Origin of the sequence: Streptococcus sp. GS001, from assembly GCF_021595565.1 — a bacterium.
Taxonomy (GTDB): domain Bacteria; phylum Bacillota; class Bacilli; order Lactobacillales; family Streptococcaceae; genus Streptococcus; species Streptococcus xiaochunlingii.
The window spans coordinates 23385-47079 of sequence record NZ_JACSYJ010000002.1 but is presented as its reverse complement, the minus strand read 5'-3'; the positions used below and the strand labels follow the sequence as shown (position 1 = coordinate 47079).

Below are 23695 nucleotides of genomic sequence, written 5' to 3'. Positions count from 1 at the left end.
TCTTAACGATTACGGAAAAATGGTGGTGTTTCCAACTCATCATCTTCTGAAGAAGAATCCACATAGCGTTCAACTTGACGACCAGCGCTAGTATCAGACTGACGTACAATGTTTTCACGACGAATGTCCCAATCTCCAAACGCAGATCCACGAGGTGTTTCTTGTTTGGCACGTGATTGAGGAGTAGGCATTTCGATCTCTTCCTTCAAATCGAAGTCACGATCAAACTGTGGATTTTGTGGACGTTGTTCACGTGGTCCAGTTTGATAGTAACGTGCTGAACTTGGTGCATGAGATGCAATTCCACTAACTCTTTCAACTTTGTCCTGACGAACACCAGTTGCGACAACAGTTACGCGGATTTCATCTTTCATTGATTCATCAATAGATGTACCAAGCCAAATGTTTACGCCATGACCAGCTGCTTGGTTAACAATTTCAGAAGCTTCTTCTGCTTCAATCAAGGTCATATCCAAACCACCAGTAACGTTGACGATCACGTCTTCAGCACCGTCAATGGTTGTTTCAAGGAGTGGTGAGTAGATAGCTTTACGAGCTGCTTCAATGACACGCTCTTCACCATTACCTACACCAATACCCATCAAGGCATTTCCTTTATTTTCCATAACAGTCTTCACGTCAGCGAAGTCAAGGTTAATCAAGCCTGGGCTTGTGATCAAGTCAGTGATCCCTTGAACCCCTTGGCGAAGGACATTATCTGCTTCACTCAATGCTTCAAGAAGTGGTGTTTTCTTATCTACAATTTCTAACAAGTTGTTGTTAGAAATAATCAACAAAGTATCCACATGCTCGCGAAGTTCATTGATTCCTTCGATTGCAAAGTTTCCGCGTTTAGTTCCTTCAAATCCAAAAGGACGTGTCACAACGGCTACTGTCAAAGCACCAACAGCTTTAGCAATACGAGCGATAACTGGTGCAGCACCTGTACCAGATCCTCCACCCATTCCTGCAGTGATGAAGACCATGTCTGCACCTTGCAAAGCTTCTGTCAATACTTCTTCACTTTCTTCTGCGGCTTTACGACCAACCTCAGGTTGACCTCCAGCACCCAAACCACGAGTCAATTTAGGACCCAATTGGATAACTGTTTCTGCTTTTGCACTTGAAAGTGCTTGTACGTCTGTGTTTGCTGCGATGAATTCTACACCAGCAACTCCTTCGTCAATCATGCGGTTGATGGCATTGCCACCACCACCTCCGACACCGATTACTTTAATAACTGCGCCTTGTGTCGCTGCTGTGTCAAATGAAAATGTCATAAATGCTTACACTCCTTAATCAAACATATTACCGATTAAATTCTTCATTCGGTTTGTAAGGCTAGTTTTCTCTTCTCTATTTTGTTCTTCAACCGGATGTTGTTGCTCGACGTTTACTAATGGTTCAATTTCTTCCGGAACAACTGGTTGCTGTACTGGTCGTTCAAACTGAATTGGTTGCTGACGAAGACGTTGGTCCCCATGTACAGCAGCCTGAGCAAGAATATCTACATCTGTAAGGTTTCCTGCATATTCAGACAAGCTAATCACGTGGGCAAAAGCTGGATTGCGGATTCCAATTTGATTTGGAACGTACAATTTCACATTTACACCAAAGACTTCTTGCGCCAATTCTTCAATACCAGGGAGAATAGCGCCACCACCGATGATGACAATTCCTCCAGGCAAATCAAGCAAATGTCTTCTTTCAAGATCTTGTTTAATTTGGTCGAAGATGTGTTTGATCCGAGCTGAAATAATTTCTGCCAAATATTTTTCAGATACTTGGACAGGTTCTACTTCACCAATCACCTCAACATGGAAGACTTCGTCGCCAACTGATGGAACATAAGCTTCTCCATAGTTGAACTTCAAGCCTTCTGCTAATTTTTGAGAAGTCTTCAATACTTTAGAAATATCTTTAGTAACGTAATCGCCACCTTCTTGGTAGATATTTGTAAATTGAAGCTCTTGATTCCGAACAGAAGCTACTGTCGTTTGACCTCCACCTAAATCAATGACGGTCGCACCAAACTCACGTTCTCCTTCGTTCAATACAGACTTAATCATTGCAAGTGGTGAAATAATGATGTTCTCAACTTGCAAACCAGCACGTTCAACTGTTTTCCGTAAATTATGGAGGACAGTTCTAGGACCAGTATACAAGAGACCACGCATTTCCAAACGGATTCCCATCATTCCACGTGGATCGCGGATTCCTTGGAAACCATCAACTGTGAACTCTTCTGGAATAAAGGTAATGACTTCACGGTCTGGAGTCATACTCTTTGTCAAAGCAGATCTGACAACATTTTCAACATCTGCATCCGTAATTTCTTTTGAATCACTGGTTACAGGAATCATTCCTTGAGTTGCTTCAATTTGAAGAAGGTTCGCTGGCAACCCAACGTTCACAAGATTGATTGAAATTCCTGCTTTTTCTTCTGCTTGGCTTACTGCACTTTTAATCGCATTAGAAGCAGCCTCAATATCAACAATAATTCCATCTTTGACGCCAGCACTTTTCGCATTGCTGACTCCAATTACATTCATTTCTCCATTGACATGTTCTGCCACCAATACTTTTATTGAACTAGTACCGATATCTAAACCTGTAAAAAAGCCGTTTCTAGCCATTACACCAGTCCTCTCTCTTTTGTTTTCCTATACGTCAATTAATAGCTCCATTTTAGTTAGAACTATCCAAATTTCATTATAACACAAAAATGCCCATAGTGGGCATATTTTCTTTATTTATTTCAGATAATTTATGAGGGTTTACTCAGCGGGAACTTCTTCGTGTTGCTCGGTTACGACTGCACTCTCATCAGAATCTGTCGAGTTAGCATCAGCTTCTTCTGTTTTGTTCCCTTCCCCTTCTTCTTTTTCTTTCTTTTCCTGAGCTAAAGTAGCCATTGTTTCTGCATTGTAACTGTATATACCTGCTTCCATGTCAATGACACTGTCATCTTCAATTAGCTTGCGAATTTGATTGTAATAAGGCAATTTACGCTTGATCTGAGATACAGGCACTAAAACCTTTGTGCCATCCTTCATGGTCAGCGTCACTAAATCCTTAGTCACCTTGCTCGGTGTCAAGTCCACTGACTCAATTTCATCGCGCACAGAAGATGGTATTTTCCCCAGTTGTTTCACAAATTGTCGGACCAATTCACGATCAGAAAAACGAACAGTCAGGTAAGCCTTGGGAAGCTGATCAGCAACAACTGGTGTCTCTACCACTTCCCCATTTTCTAAAATGGGATAATGATCTTCCTCCGTCACATAGTAACCAAAGACCTGGTGTTCCTCAACCTGAACCTTAAAAGTCGTAGGGAAGGCATAAGTCATCGAAATATCTTTGACCCACGGACTCGCTGCCTTCATATTGGCAAGATAGCGATCCCGATTCAAAAAAGTTGTCAAGGTATAATCCCGATCTTGGATCTGACTCTTTTCAAACAACAAAGTCTGATCCGCATTTTTATTCCCTGAGAATTCGATGATTTTTTGCTTAGCTAAAGGTGTTAAAAGATAGACAGAAAAGACTGCAATCAAGGTACTGATCACCAAAACAGGAATAGCTCGATAGATGTGACGTCTCGCAATCTGACCTTCCTTTTTGGCCTCCTTCGCTAGTTCCTCTTCTTCAAACCTATCTTCTGAAGGCTCCGTTAGGTAGATGATTTTTTCTTCTTCATCCTCTTCGTCTATTTCATCAGGAAGAGTTTCTTGCACTTCCTCCTCAGCCAGATTAGCCTCCTTCTCTTTTTCTTCTTCTGCAGTCTCGGTATCTTGCTCTTCTGCATCTGGATCTATAGAGGGAGTTTTTTGATTCAGAAGTTCCTGTCTTTCCTTCTCTTCTTGTGCCTTCTTTTCTTTTTCTTCTTGCTCTTCTATTTGTTTTTTCTTTTGATACTCCTGGTTCCGTCTCTGCCATTCAGAGAGCTTCGTGACTTCCTTAGGAGTTTTTTGGTTCTTCTTATCCGTCATTTTTTCCTTTTATTAATTTCTTGATGGACTAGGTTATAAAATTCATCCAAGGAAAGCAATTCATTCGAATCCTTCATCGCTTGATGATAGCTTTCTGCCCCTTGGAATATTTTATCCATCGTTTCTTGCAAACGATCCATGCTCAAATCTGGCTCAGCGATGGTTTCTGCATAGCCTTTTTCCACAAAGTATTGAGCATTTTCAATCTGATCTCCCCGACTAGCCTCTTTCCCTAGGGGAACGATGATATGGAGCTTATTCATGGCCAAGAGTTCAAAAATCGTATTGGCACCTCCACGAGTCACTACTAGGTCTGCCTTTTGGAGCAAAGGAAGATAGTGATCCGTCACGTAGTCCACGCGATAAAGATGAGGTGCTTGTTCATTCAAAGAGGAGTCTCCTGTCAAATTAATGACATTGTATCTTGCTAGCAAGGTTTCTCGATTTTTTGTGACAAACTCATTGAACACTCGTGCACCAGCAGACCCACCCACAAAGAGAAGGGTTGGCAACTGTGGATCAAATTGAGCAAATACTGCTTCCAATTCTTGTGGGATTGGAAGGGCTTCCTGACGAACCTTGGTCACAGCTCCCACATGTTGGGCTTTCACTAGACTTTTCGGCTGCTCAAAGGTTGTGAACATTTTCGTTGCAAACTTATAGGCAATTTTATTGGCCAAGCCCATGGAACGGTCAGATTCGTGGACCAATACAGGAACGAAGCAAAGTCGCGCAGCCACTACCGGAGGAACTGAAACGAAGCCTCCTTTAGAAAACAAAACCTGCGGCCGTACACGAAGCATGATCCAAATCGATTGGAGAATTCCCCAGAAGACCTTGAAAATATCCAACATATTTTGCCAAGAAAAATAACGGCGCAACTTGCCCGTTGCAATCGAATGGAAATGGATGTCCAAGCCAGACTTCAAAATCTCTTGGTGTTCAATACCCTTCTTGTCCCCAATATAATGAACTTCCCAACCGTCCTCGATGAAGCGAGGGATGAGGAGAAGGTTCAAGGTCACATGCCCAACTGTACCTCCCCCTGTAAATACTATTTTTTTCATATTATTTTTTCAACTCTTCTACTGTTTTAAGGAACTCATCGCCCCGTACTTCGAAATTCGCGTACATATCCCAGCTGGCATTGGCTGGACTAAGCAAGACGATATCACCTGGCTCAGCTATTTCAAAGGCTTTGCGCGTTGCATCTGCCACATCCGTCGCATCTAGATAAGCCACACCCGCTTGAACCGCTGCTCGTTTCACCCGTTCAGCAGACTCTCCAAGGATGACCATCTTTTTAAGACCAGTAATATCTGGCACCAATTCGTCAAACTCATTGCCTCGGTCCAAGCCACCAGCGATCAAGATGACATGAGCGTTATCAAAGCCAGACAAGGCTTTTTGGGTTGCTAAGATGTTGGTAGACTTACTATCATTGTAGAATTTCACCCCTTCAATCTCAGCTACATACTGCAAGCGGTGCTTCACCCCGCCAAAGGCTGATAAGGTTTCTTGGATAGTTTGATTGTCAACACCACGAAGTTTGGCCACTGCAATGGTAGCTAAAGCATTTTCTACATTGTGGCTGCCTGGTACTCCGATTTGGTCTGCTCGCATAACGGCTTCACCTCGGAAGTAAAGGACACCGTCCTCTAAATATGCTCCGTCCACCTTTTCTTGGGTTGAAAATGGCACCACAGTAGCCTCTGTTTGCTGAGCCAAGTCTTTGGCTAGATCTTGGTTAAAGTTTAGTACCATAAAATCCTTGACAGTCATATTCTTTTGAATCGCCCATTTTGCAGCTACATAGCCTTCGAAAGATCCATGGTAATCCAAGTGGGTCGGCATCAGATTGGTAATGACTGCGATTTCTGGATGGAAGGCTTCAATCCCCATTAATTGGAAAGAAGATAATTCCATTACCAATGTGTCTTTCGCTGTCGCTGTTTGAGCGACTTGACTAGCTGGAAAACCAATATTTCCAGACAAGAGACCGTTTTGTCCAGCGGCAGTTAATACTTCTCCAATCATGGTAGTGGTGGTTGTTTTTCCGTTTGAACCAGTGATTCCGATGATTGGCGCTTCTGAAATGAGGTAGGCCAATTCAACTTCGGTCAAAACAGGGATGCCTTTTTCAAGGGCCCGTTCAACCATAGGATTCGTGTAAGGAATTCCAGGATTCTTCACCATCACTGCAAAGTCTTCATCCAAGAGTTCCAGAGGATGTCCTCCTGTCACGACTTTGATTCCTTCTTCCAGTAAACTTTGGGCTGCAGGATTTTCTTCAAAGGCTTTGCCATCATTCACCGTTACGATAGCTCCTAGGCGATCGAGTAGTCGCGCTGCAGATTCTCCAGACTTAGCCAATCCTAAAACAAGGACTTTTTTATTTTTAAATGTTTCAATGACGTTCATAGCTTTTTTCTCTCCAATTTGTTCACCTTCTATTTTACCCTTTTTTAGACAAATTAAAAAGCCTTAAGACAGCAAAAGAAGCAACACGTATAAAAATGACCGCTTCAGCATCTTTCATAAAAAAGAGTCGCCATGATTTTCTATCACAACAACTCTTTTTTATGGAGACAAGATCTCCTGTCTATTCTGATTTATCCAAGCGTTTAGAAGACTTGGTCGACAATCGCGAAATATCAACGAGGGCCAGGTAGCCTACAAAAGCAAGGAAGGCGCCCACAAAAAATTCTGAAGGCAATTGGAAAATTTGGAAAATCGCTAAGCAAAGGAGGATGACCAAAGAGACTAATAATACGACCAGGGTTACTACATTCAGAGTTCCTCTAATACTCTTTGGAGCTGCAAAAAGGTAAAAAAGGAGGATCAAAATACCTATAATTAAATAAACCATTTTGTCACTCCTTTCTTATTTCTTATTCAGCTGCAGCTGATTTTTTCTTTTTGTTTGCTTTTTCGCGTTCTGCCTTATTCAAGATTTGTTTACGTAGACGGATTGATTCCGGTGTTACTTCCATGTATTCATCATCGTTCAAGAACTCAAGTGATTCTTCAAGCGTCAAGATACGAGGAGTTTTGATAACCGCTGTTTGGTCCTTAGTAGCGGAACGAACGTTGGTCATTTGTTTCGCCTTGGTGATGTTAACAGTCAAGTCATTTTCACGAGAGTTTTCACCGATGATCATTCCTTCGTAAACCTCAGTACCAGGGTTGACAAAGATAGTACCACGTTCTTCGATAGACATGATAGAGTAGGTTGTTGCCTTACCAGCATCGATAGAAACAAGGGCACCACGGTGACGACCGCCAATTTCTCCTGGAATCAATGGCAAGTATTGGTCGAAGGTATGGTTCATGATCCCGTATCCACGAGTCATTGACAAGAATTCAGTTGAATATCCAATCAAACCACGCGCAGGAACTAGGAAGACCAAACGAGTTTGACCATTACCTGTTGCAATCATATCCAACATTTCACCCTTACGTTCAGAAAGGCTTTGGATGACAGACCCTTGGTATTCTTCCGGAGTATCGATTTGCACACGCTCAAACGGCTCGCACTTCACACCATCAATTTCTTTTACGATAACTTCTGGACGAGATACTTGAAGCTCATAGCCTTCACGGCGCATGGTTTCGATAAGTATTGACAAGTGCAATTCCCCACGTCCTGAAACGGTCCATTTATCTGGTGAGTCCGTTGGATCTACACGAAGAGATACGTCTGTTTGTAACTCAGCTTGCAAACGTTCTTCAACCTTACGAGAAGTCACCCATTTCCCTTCGCGACCAGCAAATGGTGAGTTGTTGACCAAGAAGGTCATTTGAAGTGTTGGTTCATCGATGTGAAGAACTGGAAGAGCTTCAACTGCATCTGTTGGAGTAATGGTTTCCCCAACGAAGATGTCTTCCATACCTGATACGGCAATCAAGTCACCAGCCTTGGCTTCTTGGATTTCACGACGTTCCAAACCAAAGAAACCAAAGAGTTTTGTGACACGGAAGTTTTTCGTTGTACCGTCAAGTTTAGAAAGAGTAACTTGGTCTCCAACCTTGACTGTACCACGGAAGATACGTCCGATACCAATACGTCCTACGAAGTCATTGTAGTCAAGAAGTGACACTTGGAATTGAAGAGGTTCATCAGAGTTATCAACCGGAGCTGGAATGTGGTCGATAATGGTATCAAAGATTGGCGCCATAGTTTTTTCTTGATCTGCTGGATCATCTGACAAGGAAGATGTTCCGTTGATCGCTGACGCATAAACGACTGGGAAGTCAAGCTGATCATCATCTGCACCAAGCTCGATGAAGAGTTCCAAGACTTCGTCTACTACTTCTGCTGGACGAGCAGATGGCTTATCGATTTTGTTAACTACAACGATCGGCACAAGGTCTTGTTCCAAGGCTTTTTTCAATACGAAACGAGTCTGTGGCATGGTTCCTTCGTAGGCATCTACGACCAAAACAACACCGTCAACCATTTTCATGATCCGCTCAACTTCTCCACCGAAGTCCGCGTGTCCTGGTGTGTCCATGATGTTGATACGAGTCCCGTTGTAAGCAACGGCTGTATTTTTCGCAAGGATGGTGATTCCACGCTCTTTTTCGATATCGTTTGAGTCCATTGCACGCTCTGCCAACTCTGTACGCGCGTCAAGAGTTTCAGATTGTTTCAACAATTCGTCAACAAGGGTTGTTTTACCGTGGTCGACGTGGGCGATAATCGCGATATTACGGATATCTTCTCTTAATTTTGTCATGATTTCCTCTATTGTATTCAAAAATTTATTTTCTAACTGAACGATTATACCACAATTTTAAGCAAATGGCATAACTCAGACAAGTGTAAATGTTTTCATGCTTTCTTTCGAAAACCTTCTTTCTCATTCCCACTCCTAACCACTCTATTCATGAAAATCTTTCACCTCTTTATCCCTTTTCTTCATCCTTTTTCCGAATACTTGTGCTTCTCTCCATTTCATGCTATCCTGTCTTTTATGAGATTAGATCAATTACTGGCCCACTACCAAATTCCCCGCAAAGAAATCAAACAGAGCCTAGCTAAAAAGCAGATCCTAGTCGACGGACTTGCTGCAACAAAATTATCCCAAAATGTGGATACAGGTCTCCAAGAAGTTCGCTGGAAGGATCGGATCCTTACCGACTGTTCCCATCACTATTTTCTTCTTCACAAACCTCAAGGACTAGTGACGGCTACCAAGGATGCCCAACATCCTACAGTGTTGGATCTCCTCCGAGCAGAAGACCGGACCCCCAAGACCTATCCTATCGGTCGACTGGATCGGGATACGACCGGACTCCTCCTGCTCACAGACAATGGACCTCTAGGTTTCCAACTCCTTCATCCCCAATACCATATTGAAAAAGAATACGCGGTAACAGTCAACGGCCCTCTTGAACCCGCTCATATAGAGGAATTTCAAGAAGGAATCACCTTCTTAGACGGGACCAGGTGTAAGCCGGCCAAACTAAAAATCCTTAACTCCAACCTTACCGAAAGTCAGGCCCTAGTCACCCTGTCTGAAGGGAAATTTCATCAGGTGAAAAAGATGTTTCTATCCATTGGGGTCAAAGTCACTACTTTAAAACGAGTTCGCTTTGGACCTTTTACTTTAGAGGATGAGCTGAAAGAGGGGCAGTATCGCCCCCTCACATCAGTTGAATGTGATGCGATTCGCTCTTTTCTAGAAGAAACCCGCTAAAAAACTCCAGAAGCTTATACTTCTGGAGTTTTGATCTTAGTTCGTCTTGACTTTTCCATCCCATGAATCCAAACCATAGGACAAGATATAGATATCTTTATAGCCCTGTTTTTTCAAGAAGAGAGCCGCATTGGTCACACGAGAACCACGACTGTTCTCATAGAGCAAGACTGGTTTATCTTTGCGAAGAGCAGCCAGGCTCACTTTTAACTGGTTGGAAGGAATATTCCGAGCTCCCAAAATATGCTTAGCGTGGAATTCATTCGGATCACGCAAGTCCACTAATTGCCCTTTGCGAATCAATTCTTCAAACTCTGCATTGTCCACAATTTTTGCAGCCCGACGGATACGGAAGTAATTGTAGCCCATCCAGCCAAACATCCCTAAAACAATCAACCATACTAAAATATTTGTTAAACTCACTTTTCTTTTTCCTCTTCTAAATAACGTAATTCCTGTGCGTGTTCTCTACGTAAGACGGCTTCTGCTTCTAGATAATCCAATTTTTCCATCAGCCCAGCGTCATAGATCCTTTTTAATTCAATCTTCATCAATTCGATGTCGTAAAGTCGTTTTCCGACATAAATGATGATTCCAAATTTTTTCAGAAATTGTTGAACATCGTACAGGGTTTTCATGTGCTTATTCTATCAAATCTTTCAAGTATTTTCAAGATGGCCCCTATTTTATTTACAGGAAAAATCTCATCCAAACAAAAATGAGCCTCCCAAGCAAGGAAGGCTCGTTTGTTTATTTTCAGATTACAAACCTGGTGCTTGGCCCAATTCAGCGGCAATCATCCAGATATGTTTTTCCAATTCAGCTTTTGCACCAACAAAGATATCGTTGGTCACGTCGTCTCCTTCAGCATCTGTGATATCCAAGGCTTTTTGATAAAGACTTACCAAGTAGCGGAAGATAGAAAGAACATGTCCCAAATTTTCTTCCATAGAGCGTTCGAATGAACTTTTTTCTTCTTGGATGTTGCTGTGTTCCAAGAACTCAACCATGCTAGCATAAGGAGCACCACCCAAGGTAATCAAGCGTTCACTGACTTCATCAAGAGTCGCATCCAAGCTTTCCATGTACTCATCCATTTTTGGATGCCATACGAGGAAGCCACGACCACGCATATACCAGTGTACTTGGTGCAAGGCAATATGAGCGACATAAAGGTCTGCCACCACTTGATTCAAAACCGCTTTTGTATCGGTTAAGCTCTTGCTTACTTCGCTAATAGTTGCAAATGTTGCTACGTCTTTTGCTGCTTCTTTTTTAATTGTTGTCATAACTAAATTCTCCTTTTTTAGAATTATTCTAATTTAGTTATATTATAATCCTTCTAATTAAGAAATGCAAGAGAAAATGCTTAAATAAGAAAAGTTAGAAAATTGTTTCAGTTCTAATCGTTATTAGTCATCTTTTTTACGAATTATATAAGTATGATTAACTTTTATTTTTTTACAGTCGGTGCCTGCATCGCCTCCTTTTTAGGGCTCGTCATTGACCGCTTTCCAGAAAGCTCCATCATCTGTCCGAGAAGCCACTGCGATCGTTGCAAACAGACCTTAAGACCTCTGGACCTGATTCCCATTCTCTCACAAGTACTTTTTCGATTCCGTTGTCGCTACTGCCAGAGCCCCCTTCCTTACTGGTATGCTCTTTTTGAAGCCTGGAGTGGCCTCCTTTTTTTGCTGTGCTATCAGGGCTTTCTTCCCATTCCTCATCTCCTCCTTCTGCTTAGCAGTTGCGTTTTGGCCATCTATGATTTGCGCTCCATGGAGTACCCTCTCCTTCTCTGGCTAATACTCCACGCTTTTTGCCTACTTTTCACAGGTCCTACCCTCTTGATGGGAGTCTTTCTCTTCTTAGGAATTCTATCTTGTCTTTACTCCATTGGCATTGGAGCAGGGGACTTTCTCTTACTGGCTACTTTTTCTTTGACCTTCTCATCTGTCCAAGTCCTCCTAATCATACAAGGGGCTTCCCTCATTGGCCTCCTAGTCTTTCTCTTTAAAAAAGAAAAAGACCGGATTCCTTTCGTTCCCTGTCTTTTTCTGAGTTATCATGCTTTACTGTTTTTTACAATTTTTAGCAGATAAGATTTTTTAGTTTGTAGCTTTCGCTTCTAGATAATCTGCAATAGCAGCTACGTCCTTGTCCCCTCGTCCAGAAACATTGATGATGATGATCTTATCTTTGTCCAATTGTGGAGCACGTTTGACCGCTTCTGCAATCGCGTGTGAGCTTTCGATGGCTGGGAGGATTCCTTCTGTCTTACTGAGAAGAAGAAGCGCTTGAACTGCTTCATCATCTGTCGCAGCTACATATTCGACACGACCAGAGTCTTTAAAGAAAGCATGCTCTGGACCAACCCCTGGGTAGTCCAAACCAGCAGAGATTGAGTACACTGGCGCTACTTTTCCATCTTCTCCAAAGACAGCATAGGTCTTCATGCCATCGACAACTCCAACAGTCCCCTTAGTCATGGTCGCTGCGTGCTGATCAGTATCCAAACCATGGCCTGCCGCTTCAACACCGACCAATTTGACTTCCTCATCCCCTACATACTGGGAGAAGGCACCGATGGCATTAGAGCCACCACCGACACAGGCAATCACATAATCCGGCAAACGACCTTCTTTTTCCAAGATTTGACGTTTAGACTCTTCACTAATTACTTTTTGGAATTCATGCACAATGGTTGGGTAAGGGTGAGGGCCAACAGCAGAACCCAAAACGTAAAAGGCATCCAGATCCGCCATCCACGCTCCAAAAGCAGCATCAACAGCGTCTTTCAAGGTCTTTGTACCTGTTTCAACCGCATGAACGGTTGCCCCCATCATTTCCATGCGGAAGACATTGAGACGTTGGCGCTCCACATCTTCTGCCCCCATGTAAACATCACAGGCCATACCGAACTTAGCTGCTGCAGCCGCTGTAGCCACACCGTGTTGACCAGCTCCTGTTTCAGCAATCACGCGCGTTTTGCCCATGCGTTTGGCTAAGAGGATTTGCCCCAAGACGTTATTCAACTTGTGCGAACCTAGGTGATTCAAGTCTTCGCGCTTCAAATAAATTTTCGCCCCACCTAAATGATCTGTCAAACTTTCCGCAAAGTAGAGCGGTGTTTCCCGTCCAGAATAATCTTTCAGATAATGTTTGTATTCTGCGATAAATTCTGGGTCATTTTTATACTGTTCAAAGGTTGCCTCTAATTGATCCAGCAAGTTTTGAATAGGTTCTGGTACGAAAGATCCACCAAATTGTCCGAAATAGCCTTTTGTTTCTGTCATGATTGTGTCCTCTTTTCTATATTTTCAATCCTGTTTATGATTTTTTCTCTCGCCGGCCTTTGAGCTGCAGTCTCACTAGATTCCTTTGAGATACAAAAAACCTCACACAGAAAAATCTGTGTGAGGACGATTCGATACCGCGGTGCCACCTCAATTGTAGGAAGACATTCTTTCTCCTACATCTCTGACCTGTCTAACAACAGGGTGCACGATAAGGTGTGCTCACCGAATTTTTATTGTTTCAAATTCATCATCATAAACGCATCAGCCCATTTCAAGATTCACCACTGCTTGTTCGCAATCACCACAAGCTCCCTGGAAGTGAGAAAAACCTCTACTTTTCTGATGTCTTGAAGCTATTATAGCTCCCGCTTCTGACTTTGTCAACCCAAAATTTGAAATCGTATTCAATCGTTCGGATTTTAGTCCAAACTAAGATAGATTATCCTTACCCATAGAAGCTTGCACCCATTTAAAACACAGATAGGCTAGGTAGCCTCCCAGAGCATTGGTCCACAGATCATCTATCTCAAACACCCGATTGAAATCAAACAAGAGGTCTAACACAATCTGACTAAGCTCGATCCACACACTCATCCCTAGACTAAAGCAAAGGACGCGTTTCCGAGTACCTAGCCAAGGCCAAAGCCACAGCAGTTGAAAAACCAAAGGGAACAAGAGAAATATATTGGCTATATTTTGTACAAACACCTTGATCAGCTGGAGCAGACTGGTCACTTGACCTAGGTTGATGAGAGAATTAAAGGGAATCAGTAATACGACTACACGACCAAAATGTTGAATCCCAGGTGTTTCCATCCCTGGTTCAGGCCGCTGGGGAAGAAAACACATGAGGCAGAGCAGGACAAAATAGAAGAAACTGCCACCTAGTAGCAGTTGTCTTCCTTTTTTTGTTAATTGCCCTTCTTCTATCAGCCAGTTGTTACGGTTGAGCTTCTTCAACAATGGCTTTCTCCCGGTCTCTCTTCATCGTATTAGAACGCAATTGTCCACAAGCTGCATCGATATCTGTTCCATGCTCTTGACGAACCACGCAGTTGACTCCATTTTTCTTCAAGGTGTCATAGAAGGCCATCACGCGCTCTCTTGGACTCCGGCTATATTGGTCATGCTCACTAACTGGGTTGTAAGGGATCAAGTTGACATAAGATAGCTTCTTGATCTTTTTGAGGAGTTCTGCCAATTCCAAGGCTTGCTCGACACCATCATTGACTTCGTTGAGCATGATGTACTCGAAGGTCACCCGACGGTTGGTCGTTTCGATATAGTACTCAATGGCCGCAAACAATTTCTCAATCGGGAAGGCCCGGTTGATTTTCATGATGCTGGAACGCAAGTCATTGTTTGGAGCATGAAGGGATACTGCCAAATTGACCTGAACACCTTCATTGGCAAAATCACGAATCTTATGAGCCAAGCCAGACGTTGAAACGGTAATGTGGCGGGCACCGATAGCTAGCCCCTTGTCATCATTGACCGTACGGACAAAGCTCAAGACGTTCTTGTAGTTGTCAAACGGCTCACCAATTCCCATCACAACGATGTGGCTGACACGTTCATCTTGTCCACGTTCGTCAAAGTATTTTTGAACCAACATGATTTGGGCAACGATTTCCCCACTGTTCAAGTCGCGTTGCTTCTTAATCAAACCAGATGCACAGAAAGTACAGCCGATATTGCACCCTACCTGAGTGGTGACACAGACTGACAAGCCATAGTGTTGACGCATCAAAACTGTCTCGATCAACATGCCATCTGGCAATTCAAAGAGGTATTTGACGGTCCCATCTGCCGATTCTTGCACGATCCGTTGTTTCAAAGGATTAATCACGAACTGGTCGTTCAAGGTTTCAATCAAATCCTTCGATAGGTTGGTCATTTCTTCGAATGACTGGACGCGTTTCCGATAGAGCCATTCCCAGATTTGGGTCGCTCGGAATTTCTTTTCACCATTTTCTTCTGCCCACTCGATCAGTTCTTGTCGAGTCAAGCCATAAATTGAAGGTTTCATCTTATCTCTTTTCTCTCTTTACTTTTGACGGATGACAAAGTGGCGTTCTTGCTCACCCTGTGCATCTTTTTTTCTAGACCGCTGACGGTTCTTTTTCTTTGGTTGAGAAGTCTTTTGTTTTTGCTCTTGTTCACGTTCCCGTGACTGATTTTTAGAACGATTCCGGCGATTTTGACGACCGCCACGCTTAGCAGAACGGTTCCCTTCTTCCTGTTGTTTAGGAGAAGATTTCTTGTCAAAGGATGCTCGACGGGGTTCTGCATTTTCTAGGACAAAATAAGCACAGCCATAGCTACAGTATTCTAATAAATAATCTTCCAGACGGCTGATTTTCTCTGCATCTGTGACAGGGCGATCATCTTTATAGAAGCCACGTAGACGCAACTGTTCATTGCTCCAATCACCGACAATGTAATCAAATTTGGTCAAAACCTCTGAAAAACGCTGGCCAAAGACCGTCGCATCAAAGGCATCATTTTGATTCTCAACCAGCTCAAATGTCAATTGTTCTGCTAGCACTTGACTGCCAACCAGACGAAATTCCGGTCCAGGATATTTATTGTAATTAAATAATTCAGGGGATATTTCTTTGCGCATAGCCTTCCTTTATTCATACCTTTAGTTGTAACACTTTATTTTATCATAAATCCCTATCTTTAGATAGAATTTCAACGAAAAAGAGAAAATCTGTAAAAAGTCTGACGATTTAATTTACCTCTTCTTCCTGTCACATTATAAAAAGCAGGCTTTTTTCAAAGCCTGCTCAGATGGAAAATAAAGTCTTCTGAAAAACTTTCCTTAGGTGAGTACGGACGTCAGCGAACTTCGTAGAAGTTCCATGACTAATTATTGAGCCTCTTCGCTCTTTAATTTCTGGGCTCAGGCTAAAACAGTTCCCCGAACTGTTTTAGCCTCAATAATTCCGTGTGCCTGAAACAATTGCGTTTCAGGCACTTTTCTCACAGCGGAAAGTTTTTTAGATGACTTCGTCTTCAATCTAAAACAAAGAAGGCAATCTTTGTCTCTATACATGTTCATCAGATGATGAAAGGGGCAAAAAAAGAGTAATTTTGGTATAGCTATTGGCCTTAGAATCAATCTCCATATGATAGGCTTCACCAAATTGAAGATGCAATCGTTGGTCCACATTTTTCAAGCCAACACCTCCTAAACGAAGAAGGGTTTGGTCTGTTGACTCTGATTGGTCAAACCCTCGTCCATTGTCAAAAATCGATACGCAGGCGGAGTCTCCACTGACTTCAGTCGTCACTCGAATGAGACCTGGCCGATCGATCTCTTTAATGCCATGATAAATCGCATTTTCCACTAAGGGTTGAAGCACTAATTTGGGGAGCTGATAGTCGCCCAACCGTTCATCTTCTAGAATTTCATAATTGAGCTTTTCACCATAACGTTGCTTCTGAATGAAAAGATAATGGCGTACATGGTCAATTTCATCTCTCAGTAGGATTTGTTCCTGGCCTTGGTTGAGAGCCAGTCGAAAATATTGAGCCAGAGATTTGGTGATATCGACTACGCGCCGACTATCATTAAACTCCGCCATCCAGACAATCGTATCCAAGGTATTATAGAGGAAATGCGGATTAATCTGAGCCGAAAGTGCCCGCAACTCGTAACGCCGTGCGTTCTGCTCCTCTTCCTTAACCTGTTGCATGAGGTTATCGATTTGGTCCAACATGGCATTAAAAGTTTGAGCGAGGTCCACCAATTCTGGAGATCCTTTGGCTGCAGCTCTCACGTCAGCATCTCCTGCTCCAATCCTCAAAATGATAGCCTGAAGGTCTCGTAAGGGTTTGATCCACAAACGAAGAACAAAGCCGATCCCTATTAAACACATGATCAAAGCTAGTAATCCTAGACCAATGAAAGAGTATAGGAGCTGCGACTGAAGCATCTGAAGTCCTTCAAGTGAAGCCACTCCAATCAAGGTCCAATCACTATTTGGAATCGGAACCTGATAGATAAAATTCTGCCCTCCTTTTGCATAACCATCTTTCACAGCAATATAGGGCTGCATGGCCTGCATTTCTTGGCTGGAGGAATAGACCGCCTTTTTAGGATGGTAGACAAACTCATGCTTTTGATTAATGATAAAACTAAAGCCTTGTTTCCCTAGTTGAAGGTGATCCAAGTAAGCCTGAAGGCTATCGTAGCCAATATCCAAGCGTACTACTCCGAGATTTTGGCCAGTCTGATCGACCACTTCTTGGGTAATAGAAACCACCCATTTTTCTTTTTCCGAGGTCAAGGATTCCTTTCGAGCTGGTGTCAAGACTGGCATGGCTCTTTCCTTAATCGCCTCTTGATACCAACTTTCATTCATCATATCTGAGGAAGTCTGCATGCTGATTTTGGTATCTGTTGCTACCAGACGTCCGTCCTTAGTCACCAGGACTGCTGAGACCAGGTCCGGATCCGTTTCAATCATCGTTCGCATCAGGTGCTGAACCGTTTCTTGATCCGCACTCTTGTCTTGGGCAAATTGGCGAACAGCCTGTTCCTTGCTAAGCACTGTTGTGGTCTGCTTTAATTTTTTTAGATAGGAGGTGATAAACTGACTGCTTTGATCGATACTATTTCTTGTCGTCCGCTCTGTTTGCTGGCGGATCGTCCCTGAACTCGTTTGATAGTAAAGGCTACCAATAAGACCAAAAAGGAGGAGAATGAAGAGAAAAAAGTAGAGGACCAGCTGAATCAGCAATGGATATCGTTTCATTCATTCTCTCCTTTTTTGTACTGCCTTGGCGTCACCCCAACAACCTGCTTAAAGCGTTGAGAAAAATAGTTCATATCTTCAAAACCAACCTGATCGGCGATCTCATAAATCTTTAAATCTGTCGTGAGAAGCAAGAGGCGAGCCTTCTTCATTCGCTCCTGGATAAGGTATTCTTGGAAGGGGAGTCCCAATTTTTTCTTGATCAATACACTTAGATAAGAGGGACTGAAACCAAGTTGATAGGCCAAATCCTTCAGGGTTAACTGGGAATCTGCTAAACGAGCATGAATGGCTTCTTCCAAGTCTGTCGAATAACCATGACTGACCAAATCTTCGACTTGCGCCTTTTTTCGCTCTTGATCGAGTTTTCCTTTCACCTTTGCTAACATCTCTTCAATATCATCTTTTGAAAAAGGCTTCAGCAAATAATCATCTGCACCTAACTTGATGGCTTTCCTCGCAAACTCAAAGTCATCATAACCCGTCAAAAAAATGATATGACAAGACGGAGACTGCTCTTTGACGAGATGGGCCAGATCCAAGCCATTCATTTGTGGCATATTGATATCGGTTAGAAGGATATCGGCTGGTTGCTCTTGAAACTTCTCCCAAGCCTCACGCCCATTTTCTGCCTGGTTGATGACGGCCATTCCAAACTGTTCATAGTCTACTAAGGAAGTCAGACCCTGCCGGATAAGCTCTTCATCTTCCACAATCATGATCGCATACATGTCTTTCACCTACTTGTCTTTGCTATGCTTATTATAGCAAATTGTAGTTCCAAATGTCTCAGACATAGTCCAATAAATAACCGTAGCCCTTTTCCACCATTTCTGCTTTAGGGATGAATTTGATTGACAAGCTATTGATGCAGTAGCGAAGGCCGCCTTTTTCCTTGGGACCATCGGTAAAAACATGGCCCAGATGGGAATTTCCCACACGGCTCCGAACCTCTGTCCGAGTCATATTGAAACTCTTATCTTCCTTGTAGGTTGCCACATCCGGACTGATCGGTCGGCTAAAGCTTGGCCAACCACAACCAGAATCAAATTTATCTTTTGAGGAGAAGAGAGGCTCTCCTGTTACGACATCCACATAGATGCCCGCTTCAAACTTATCCCAATAGCGATTAGAAAAAGCACGCTCTGTATCATTCTCTTGCGTCACTGCATATTCTTCGGGCGATAACTTCTTCTTGATCTCTTCATCGCTCGGTTTTGGATAGCGACTAGCGTCAATAACTGGATAAGAAGCTTGATTCACATCAATGTGACAATACCCATTCGGATGTTTCTTTAGATAATCCTGGTGGTAGTCCTCCGCCTTGATGAAATTAGTCAGTGGCTCTTTTTCCACCGCTAACGGTTTGTCGTATTTTTTTGCTACCTCTTCAAAGACTTGGTTAATAGTTGGAAGGTCTTCTTGAGAGACATAATAGACACCTGTTCGGTATTGAGTTCCTTGATCATTTCCTTGACGATTCTTCGACGTTGGGTCGATAATCCGGAAATAATGCAGGAGCAATTCTTTCAGAGATACCTGCTTGACATTGTAAGTGATATGAACTGTTTCAGCATGGCCTGTTTGAGGGACTAATTCATACTTGGTGGTATCCCCTTTTCCATTGGCATAACCTGATTCGGCATCAATGACACCCGGAACACGGGAAAAATACTCTTCCACACCCCAGAAGCAACCACCAGCTAGATAGATTTCTCGTTGGTCTTCTGGATTGACTTTTTCTTCCTTCTTTTTGTTTGCTACTGGTGTCTGACTCATGGACGCTTTTTTGATCTGCTCAGTCGTCGTATCTGATGTATCCAAGGCCATGGATCCTTTGATAAGGAAAAAGATTCCAAAACAAAATAGCCCCACTAAAAGAATGGAAATGAGTTTCCATTTTGTTTCCATTTTATGTCCTCCTTACTTCATTTCTTTTAGAGTCTGGACGATGTCTTCCTTGCTCATATAACCGATATGGGTCTTAGCGAGAGTTCCATCGCTCGCAATAAAGAGAGCAGATGGATAAGAGCGAATCCCATACTCTTTGAGCAAGTCGCCCTTACTGTCCATCAAGACTGGGAAATCCTTGTAATCCAAAGACTGGTACCAGTTTTTGAAATCTGCTTCCGATTTTTCACCATTAAAGGTTGGAGCTACAACGGATAAGACCACATAATCCTTACCCTCCTCTGCCTTTGCTAAATCATTTGTGTCGCCTAATGTTGAAAGACAGATTGAGCACCAGGAAGCCCAAAATTTGAGGTAAACTTTCTTTCCCTTGTAATCTGATAAGCGGTAGGTCTTACCGTCTACTCCTTGCAGGTTAAACTCTTGAACCTTCTTTCCAGCTTGCTCTGAAGATCCCGTTTTGGCTGTCTGCTTAGTCTCACTTTTGTTGGATGATGCCATTCCTTGGTTAGAGCAAGCCCCTAACAATCCTACACAGAAAATTCCTGTCGCTACTAAGGCTATTTTTTTCATGTCTTCCTCCTCTTTAAATAGGGAGAAAGTCGCCCAAGCAGACGACCTCCTCTTCCTATTGTCCTTTATTGGTCTGATTTCATATCAGATGATCCACTCTTTTCATCTTTCATTTCTGAATCGCTGGATTTCATCTCATCTTCTTTCATATCGTCCTTCATTTCAGAACTGCTATCAGACATCATAGATGAATCTTTCATGTCTTCTTTTTTCATTTTATCATCGGACATGGATGAATCCTTCATGTCATCCTTCTTCATATCGTCCTTCTTCATCATACTACTATCGTCCGTTTTTTTCATGTCTGAATCTGATTTCTGTCCAGAACAAGCTGCTAAAGTGACAAGGCTAAGTGTAGCAATGGTAAGTGTAAGAATTTTTTTCATGATTTTTCTCCTTTAATCATTCAAGATTAGTGAAACAGGGATGCGAGGCTATTAAGATTTCCTAGCATCAGCAAGATGCCCATCAAGATGATGAGGGCACCACCAATTTTTTTCAAGGTTCCCATATGGGGCTTGAGTTTAGCAAAATGTTGTAGAACCCAGCTAGAAGCTAGAGCCAAGACTAAGAAGGGTAGCGCCAAGCCCAATGTATAGACCAGCATCAGGAGAGCACCTTGTAAAGCCCCATCTCCTCCAGAAGCGGCAATGGCTAAAACAGAGCTCAAAACTGGTCCGACACAAGGGGTCCAACCAAAACTGAAGGTGACCCCTATCAGAAAGGCATTGAAGAATTCATTGCGTTTTTCGTCCTTCTTCAGTTGGATACTCTTTTGTTTTTGGAGTTGCTGAAGATTGATGAGGCCCATCTGATGGATTCCCAATAAGATGACAATCCCTCCTAGTAGGTAACGGAACCAGGGAGCATAGAGTACCTGACCAAGGGCACCTGCACCATAACCTAGGATAAGAAATACGGTTGATAGACCAGCAATAAAACAGAGGGTCTTGACCAAACCATACCAAGAAATATCTCTTCCAAAAATACGCACCGTTTTTTCATGCTCAGAATCTAATAAGATCCCTACATAGACTGGCATCAGTGGCAAAATACACGGGGAGAAAAAGGATAGAACTCCCGCTAAGAATACTGAGATGGAAAACAAACTGGTTTGAATCATTTCACTACCTCCCTTTCTTTCTGACACTAGTATAAAAAAAAATCTCTCTAAAAATAGAGAGATTGATATGCAAAAACTTGAATTTGATTGGAAGATGAATATTCCCATCTGCTAACACGATGTCATACGTTAAAGTACGAAATTTGTCAAACAGGCTACTTTAGTTCTTTTTCAAATAATCGATGGCATCCTGCAAGGTTTTGACAGGGACAATTTTCATCTTGGTCTTAATTTTCTTAGCTGTTTCTACCGCTTCGTCGTAGTTGCTCTTGGCATTCGGATTGTTCTTTTTGACTTCCTCTGTCACTGGATTGTCAGGGGCAAAGAAGATTTCAGCACCAGCGCGATCTGCCGCTACGACTTTTTTATCCACTCCACCGATATCTCCGACAGTCCCATCATGGTTAATAGTCCCTGTCCCCGCGATGTGGCGTCCCTGACGAAGGTCTGGATCCGCTACTTGGGTATAGATGGACAAACTAAACATCATCCCGGCACTTGGACCACCGATGCCAGCTGTCGCAAACTCAATCGGCACGTCACTCTTCACTTCTGTCCGGTCAATCAAGCTAATCCCAATCCCATTCTTGCCATTGACCAACTTAATAATCTTTCCTTCAGCTGTCTTGGTCTGACCATCTTCTGTGTAGGTCACTGAGACCTTGTCCCCAATTTTTTGGGAACCAACATACTCGATGAGCTCTTTTGAGCTCTTGAAGGTTTTGTCATTCACGGCCGTAACCGTGTCCGCAATATTTAGAACGCCTTTGAAGGTAGAGTCTTCTGCTACTTGCATGACATAAACACCTAAGAATTCCATCTCTGTCTCTTTTCCAGCCGTTTTCAATCCTTGGTATTTGGCAGTATTTTGAGAGGTCTCCATATAAAATTGATTGATCCGGAAAAATTCCTCACTGGAACTGCCACCAGTCATTTCTTGTTCAGAGTGGATATCTGTAAAAGGAGTCATCCAGGCATAGACTATATCCGAGAAGGTCGCTTGCTTGACGGCAACAGTGACAAAATCATACGAACCGGATGCTTCATCATTTTTCTGGTTGACGCGCATCACTTGGCGAATATCTTCTGAACTCCCGGGCATTTCCAGATAGTAGGGCAGGGGAACAAAGAAAGCTAGCAAGGCCAAAATCAGAAGCAAGGTCCCAATAAGGGGCCAACGATAGGTCCTCCACACACTATCTTTTTTGCGTATAGGTTCAAATGGGCTTTCTGGTAGCTGAGCCCTCTGTTTCTCAAATTCATTCATTCCTTTTATTTCATCTCCTTTATAACACTCTCTGGGACATAGGCACTGACATCCTGCTGGAAGGTCAGCAACTCGCGGATTCTCGTCGAGCTCAAGGCCTGGTACTGGGGCTGGGCACAGAGATAGATGGTCTCAAGCTCTGGAGCCAGCTGGTGATTGAAGTAGTCCATGTTGCTTTCATAGAGGAAGTCCTGGCCATTGCGCAACCCGCGAACCAAGCTCGTTACCCCATACCGTCTAGCAACCTCTACTGCCAACTCTGCCTCCGAAGTGATGACTCTTACATTGGACAAATGAGCCACTGCCTCTGTCACCATGGCTTCCCTTTGCTCAATGGTAAAATAGCCCTTCTTCTCATGATTAAAGAAGACGCCTACATACAAGTGATCAAACAAGCGACTAGCTCGCTCTATCAAATCCAAGTGTCCCAAGGTCATTGGGTCAAATGAACCTGTAAATAATCCGATTTTATCTGACATAAACCGTCACCTTACTAATTCCGTAGATTTTTTCTTTCCAGATTCCTAGACAAGCAATCTCCTCAGGCAAGTCTACTGCCTTGTCTGTCTCACAGACGACCATGACCTCTTCTCCAAGTAAACCACGTTCAGCCAGCGCCTCAATATCGGCTACGATCTGCTCCTTGGCATAGGGAGGATCTAAGAAGACAAGGTCAAAAGTCCCCTGCAATTGATTGAGAGCTTGGTGAGCCTCTATCTTCAGCAATTGAAACTTGTGGCTTTCCTTGGTCATTTGGATATTGCTAGCAATAATCCCTTGGGCTCTGCGATCTTTCTCGACCAATACAGCCTGCTCCATCCCCCGAGACACCGCCTCGATGGACAGACCGCCTGAGCCAGCATATAAATCCAAGACCCGACCCCCATCAAAATAAGGACCGATCATATTAAACATAGCCCCTCTCACCTTATCTGAAGTGGGCCTTGTTGTCTTTCCTTCGAGCGTCTTAAGAGGACGCCCTCCATAGGTACCTGATACAATCTTCATAGAGATTATTATATCAAAATTTGGATAAAAGATACAAAAACACCCACCTCTCCC

Annotated in this window: 25 protein-coding genes and 1 other annotated feature; of the genes, 2 read left to right on the top strand and 23 right to left on the bottom strand. The window is 43.1% G+C overall.

Translation table 11 applies throughout. The annotated features are described in order from the left end of the window. Positions 1-2: 2 nt before the first annotated feature. The 7 genes from ftsZ to typA all read right to left on the bottom strand — a co-directional run bounded on the left by ftsZ (position 3) and on the right by typA (position 8731). Entirely contained in the window at positions 3-1280 is a 1278-nt protein-coding gene (ftsZ, locus tag H8S88_RS03620; protein ID WP_048687753.1) for a cell division protein FtsZ, read from the bottom strand. A 15-nt stretch (positions 1281-1295) separates the two neighbouring features. Further along, positions 1296-2636 (bottom strand): cell division protein FtsA, encoded by a 1341-nt coding sequence (gene ftsA / locus H8S88_RS03615; RefSeq protein WP_048687751.1) that lies wholly within the window; start codon positions 2634-2636, stop codon positions 1296-1298. Between the two features lie 141 nt (positions 2637-2777). Continuing rightward, a complete protein-coding gene (locus H8S88_RS03610; protein WP_125335222.1) occupies positions 2778-3992 on the bottom strand; it encodes a cell division protein FtsQ/DivIB in 1215 nt (404 codons plus the stop codon). After that, positions 3989-5059: a UDP-N-acetylglucosamine--N-acetylmuramyl-(pentapeptide) pyrophosphoryl-undecaprenol N-acetylglucosamine transferase gene (locus tag H8S88_RS03605; protein ID WP_125335220.1), complete on the bottom strand. Its 1071-nt coding sequence runs from the start codon at positions 5057-5059 to the stop codon at positions 3989-3991. Before H8S88_RS03605 ends, H8S88_RS03610 begins: the two co-directional genes overlap by 4 nt. Before the next feature lies 1 nt (position 5060). After that, a complete protein-coding gene (murD, locus tag H8S88_RS03600) occupies positions 5061-6413 on the bottom strand; it encodes a UDP-N-acetylmuramoyl-L-alanine--D-glutamate ligase (protein ID WP_125335218.1) in 1353 nt (450 codons plus the stop codon). Positions 6414-6594: 181 nt separating this feature from the next. Then, on the bottom strand, positions 6595-6861 hold the full coding sequence (locus H8S88_RS03595) for a DUF3165 family protein (protein WP_125335216.1): 267 nt from the start codon (positions 6859-6861) through the stop codon (positions 6595-6597). A 22-nt stretch (positions 6862-6883) separates the two neighbouring features. After that, on the bottom strand, positions 6884-8731 hold the full coding sequence (gene typA / locus H8S88_RS03590; RefSeq protein ID WP_125335214.1) for a translational GTPase TypA: 1848 nt from the start codon (positions 8729-8731) through the stop codon (positions 6884-6886). 237 nt (positions 8732-8968) lie between these two features. On the opposite strand from typA, the gene H8S88_RS03585 reads away from it, so the two are divergent. Further along, entirely contained in the window at positions 8969-9694 is a 726-nt protein-coding gene (locus tag H8S88_RS03585) for a pseudouridine synthase (protein ID WP_125335212.1), read from the top strand. A 36-nt stretch (positions 9695-9730) separates the two neighbouring features. Here H8S88_RS03585 and H8S88_RS03580 read toward each other — a convergent pair whose 3' ends face one another. From H8S88_RS03580 to H8S88_RS03570, 3 genes are all read right to left on the bottom strand, one after another. Beyond that, positions 9731-10075, bottom strand: a complete 345-nt coding sequence (locus tag H8S88_RS03580; protein WP_125335604.1) for a rhodanese-like domain-containing protein — start codon at positions 10073-10075, stop codon at positions 9731-9733. A gap of 38 nt (positions 10076-10113) precedes the next feature. Beyond that, entirely contained in the window at positions 10114-10332 is a 219-nt protein-coding gene (locus H8S88_RS03575) for a YqgQ family protein (RefSeq protein WP_006596794.1), read from the bottom strand. A gap of 123 nt (positions 10333-10455) precedes the next feature. Continuing rightward, positions 10456-10983, bottom strand: coding sequence for a Dps family protein (locus H8S88_RS03570; RefSeq protein WP_125335210.1), 528 nt, complete (start codon positions 10981-10983; stop codon positions 10456-10458). Positions 10984-11136: 153 nt separating this feature from the next. Here H8S88_RS03570 and H8S88_RS03565 point away from each other — a divergent pair, with 153 nt between their 5' ends. Continuing rightward, entirely contained in the window at positions 11137-11796 is a 660-nt protein-coding gene (locus H8S88_RS03565; RefSeq protein ID WP_125335208.1) for a prepilin peptidase, read from the top strand. Positions 11797-11802: 6 nt separating this feature from the next. Here the strand turns inward: H8S88_RS03565 and trpB are convergent, their stop codons facing one another. The 13 genes from trpB to rsmD all read right to left on the bottom strand — a co-directional run bounded on the left by trpB (position 11803) and on the right by rsmD (position 23641). Beyond that, positions 11803-12990, bottom strand: coding sequence for a tryptophan synthase subunit beta (gene trpB, locus H8S88_RS03560; RefSeq protein WP_125335206.1), 1188 nt, complete (start codon positions 12988-12990; stop codon positions 11803-11805). 119 nt (positions 12991-13109) lie between these two features. After that, positions 13110-13345, bottom strand: a binding site (T-box leader). Positions 13346-13422: 77 nt separating this feature from the next. Continuing rightward, positions 13423-13956: a VanZ family protein gene (locus H8S88_RS03555; protein WP_185761513.1), complete on the bottom strand. Its 534-nt coding sequence runs from the start codon at positions 13954-13956 to the stop codon at positions 13423-13425. After that, positions 13934-15022, bottom strand: coding sequence for a 23S rRNA (adenine(2503)-C(2))-methyltransferase RlmN (gene rlmN / locus H8S88_RS03550; protein ID WP_006596799.1), 1089 nt, complete (start codon positions 15020-15022; stop codon positions 13934-13936). Before rlmN ends, H8S88_RS03555 begins: the two co-directional genes overlap by 23 nt. Positions 15023-15040: 18 nt before the next feature. Next, the gene (locus H8S88_RS03545) at positions 15041-15619 is read right to left on the bottom strand and encodes a YutD family protein (RefSeq protein ID WP_125335204.1); all 579 of its coding nucleotides are present in this window, start codon (positions 15617-15619) and stop codon (positions 15041-15043) included. Positions 15620-16046: 427 nt separating this feature from the next. Then, positions 16047-17759, bottom strand: a complete 1713-nt coding sequence (locus tag H8S88_RS03540; protein ID WP_125335202.1) for a cache domain-containing sensor histidine kinase — start codon at positions 17757-17759, stop codon at positions 16047-16049. Then, a complete protein-coding gene (locus H8S88_RS03535; protein ID WP_125335600.1) occupies positions 17756-18490 on the bottom strand; it encodes a response regulator transcription factor in 735 nt (244 codons plus the stop codon). The genes H8S88_RS03540 and H8S88_RS03535 overlap by 4 nt, the downstream gene beginning before the upstream one ends. 58 nt (positions 18491-18548) lie before the next feature. Then, a complete protein-coding gene (gene msrB, locus H8S88_RS03530) occupies positions 18549-19670 on the bottom strand; it encodes a peptide-methionine (R)-S-oxide reductase MsrB (protein ID WP_236127946.1) in 1122 nt (373 codons plus the stop codon). Positions 19671-19682: 12 nt separating this feature from the next. Then, on the bottom strand, positions 19683-20243 hold the full coding sequence (locus H8S88_RS03525) for a redoxin family protein (protein WP_223356954.1): 561 nt from the start codon (positions 20241-20243) through the stop codon (positions 19683-19685). 65 nt (positions 20244-20308) lie between these two features. Beyond that, positions 20309-20629: a hypothetical protein gene (locus H8S88_RS03520; RefSeq protein ID WP_223356956.1), complete on the bottom strand. Its 321-nt coding sequence runs from the start codon at positions 20627-20629 to the stop codon at positions 20309-20311. 26 nt (positions 20630-20655) lie between these two features. Continuing rightward, positions 20656-21366 carry a thiol-disulfide oxidoreductase-associated membrane protein CcdA2 gene (ccdA2, locus tag H8S88_RS03515; protein WP_135781849.1) on the bottom strand — a complete coding sequence of 237 codons (711 nt, stop codon included), beginning with the start codon at positions 21364-21366 and terminating at the stop codon, positions 20656-20658. A gap of 160 nt (positions 21367-21526) precedes the next feature. Next, entirely contained in the window at positions 21527-22633 is a 1107-nt protein-coding gene (locus H8S88_RS03510; RefSeq protein ID WP_048789054.1) for a SepM family pheromone-processing serine protease, read from the bottom strand. 5 nt (positions 22634-22638) lie between these two features. Next, positions 22639-23112 carry a pantetheine-phosphate adenylyltransferase gene (coaD, locus tag H8S88_RS03505; protein WP_236127945.1) on the bottom strand — a complete coding sequence of 158 codons (474 nt, stop codon included), beginning with the start codon at positions 23110-23112 and terminating at the stop codon, positions 22639-22641. Beyond that, complete coding sequence (gene rsmD, locus H8S88_RS03500; protein ID WP_236127944.1) at positions 23102-23641, bottom strand: 16S rRNA (guanine(966)-N(2))-methyltransferase RsmD; 540 nt, start codon at positions 23639-23641, stop codon at positions 23102-23104. Before rsmD ends, coaD begins: the two co-directional genes overlap by 11 nt. Positions 23642-23695: the final 54 nt, after the last annotated feature.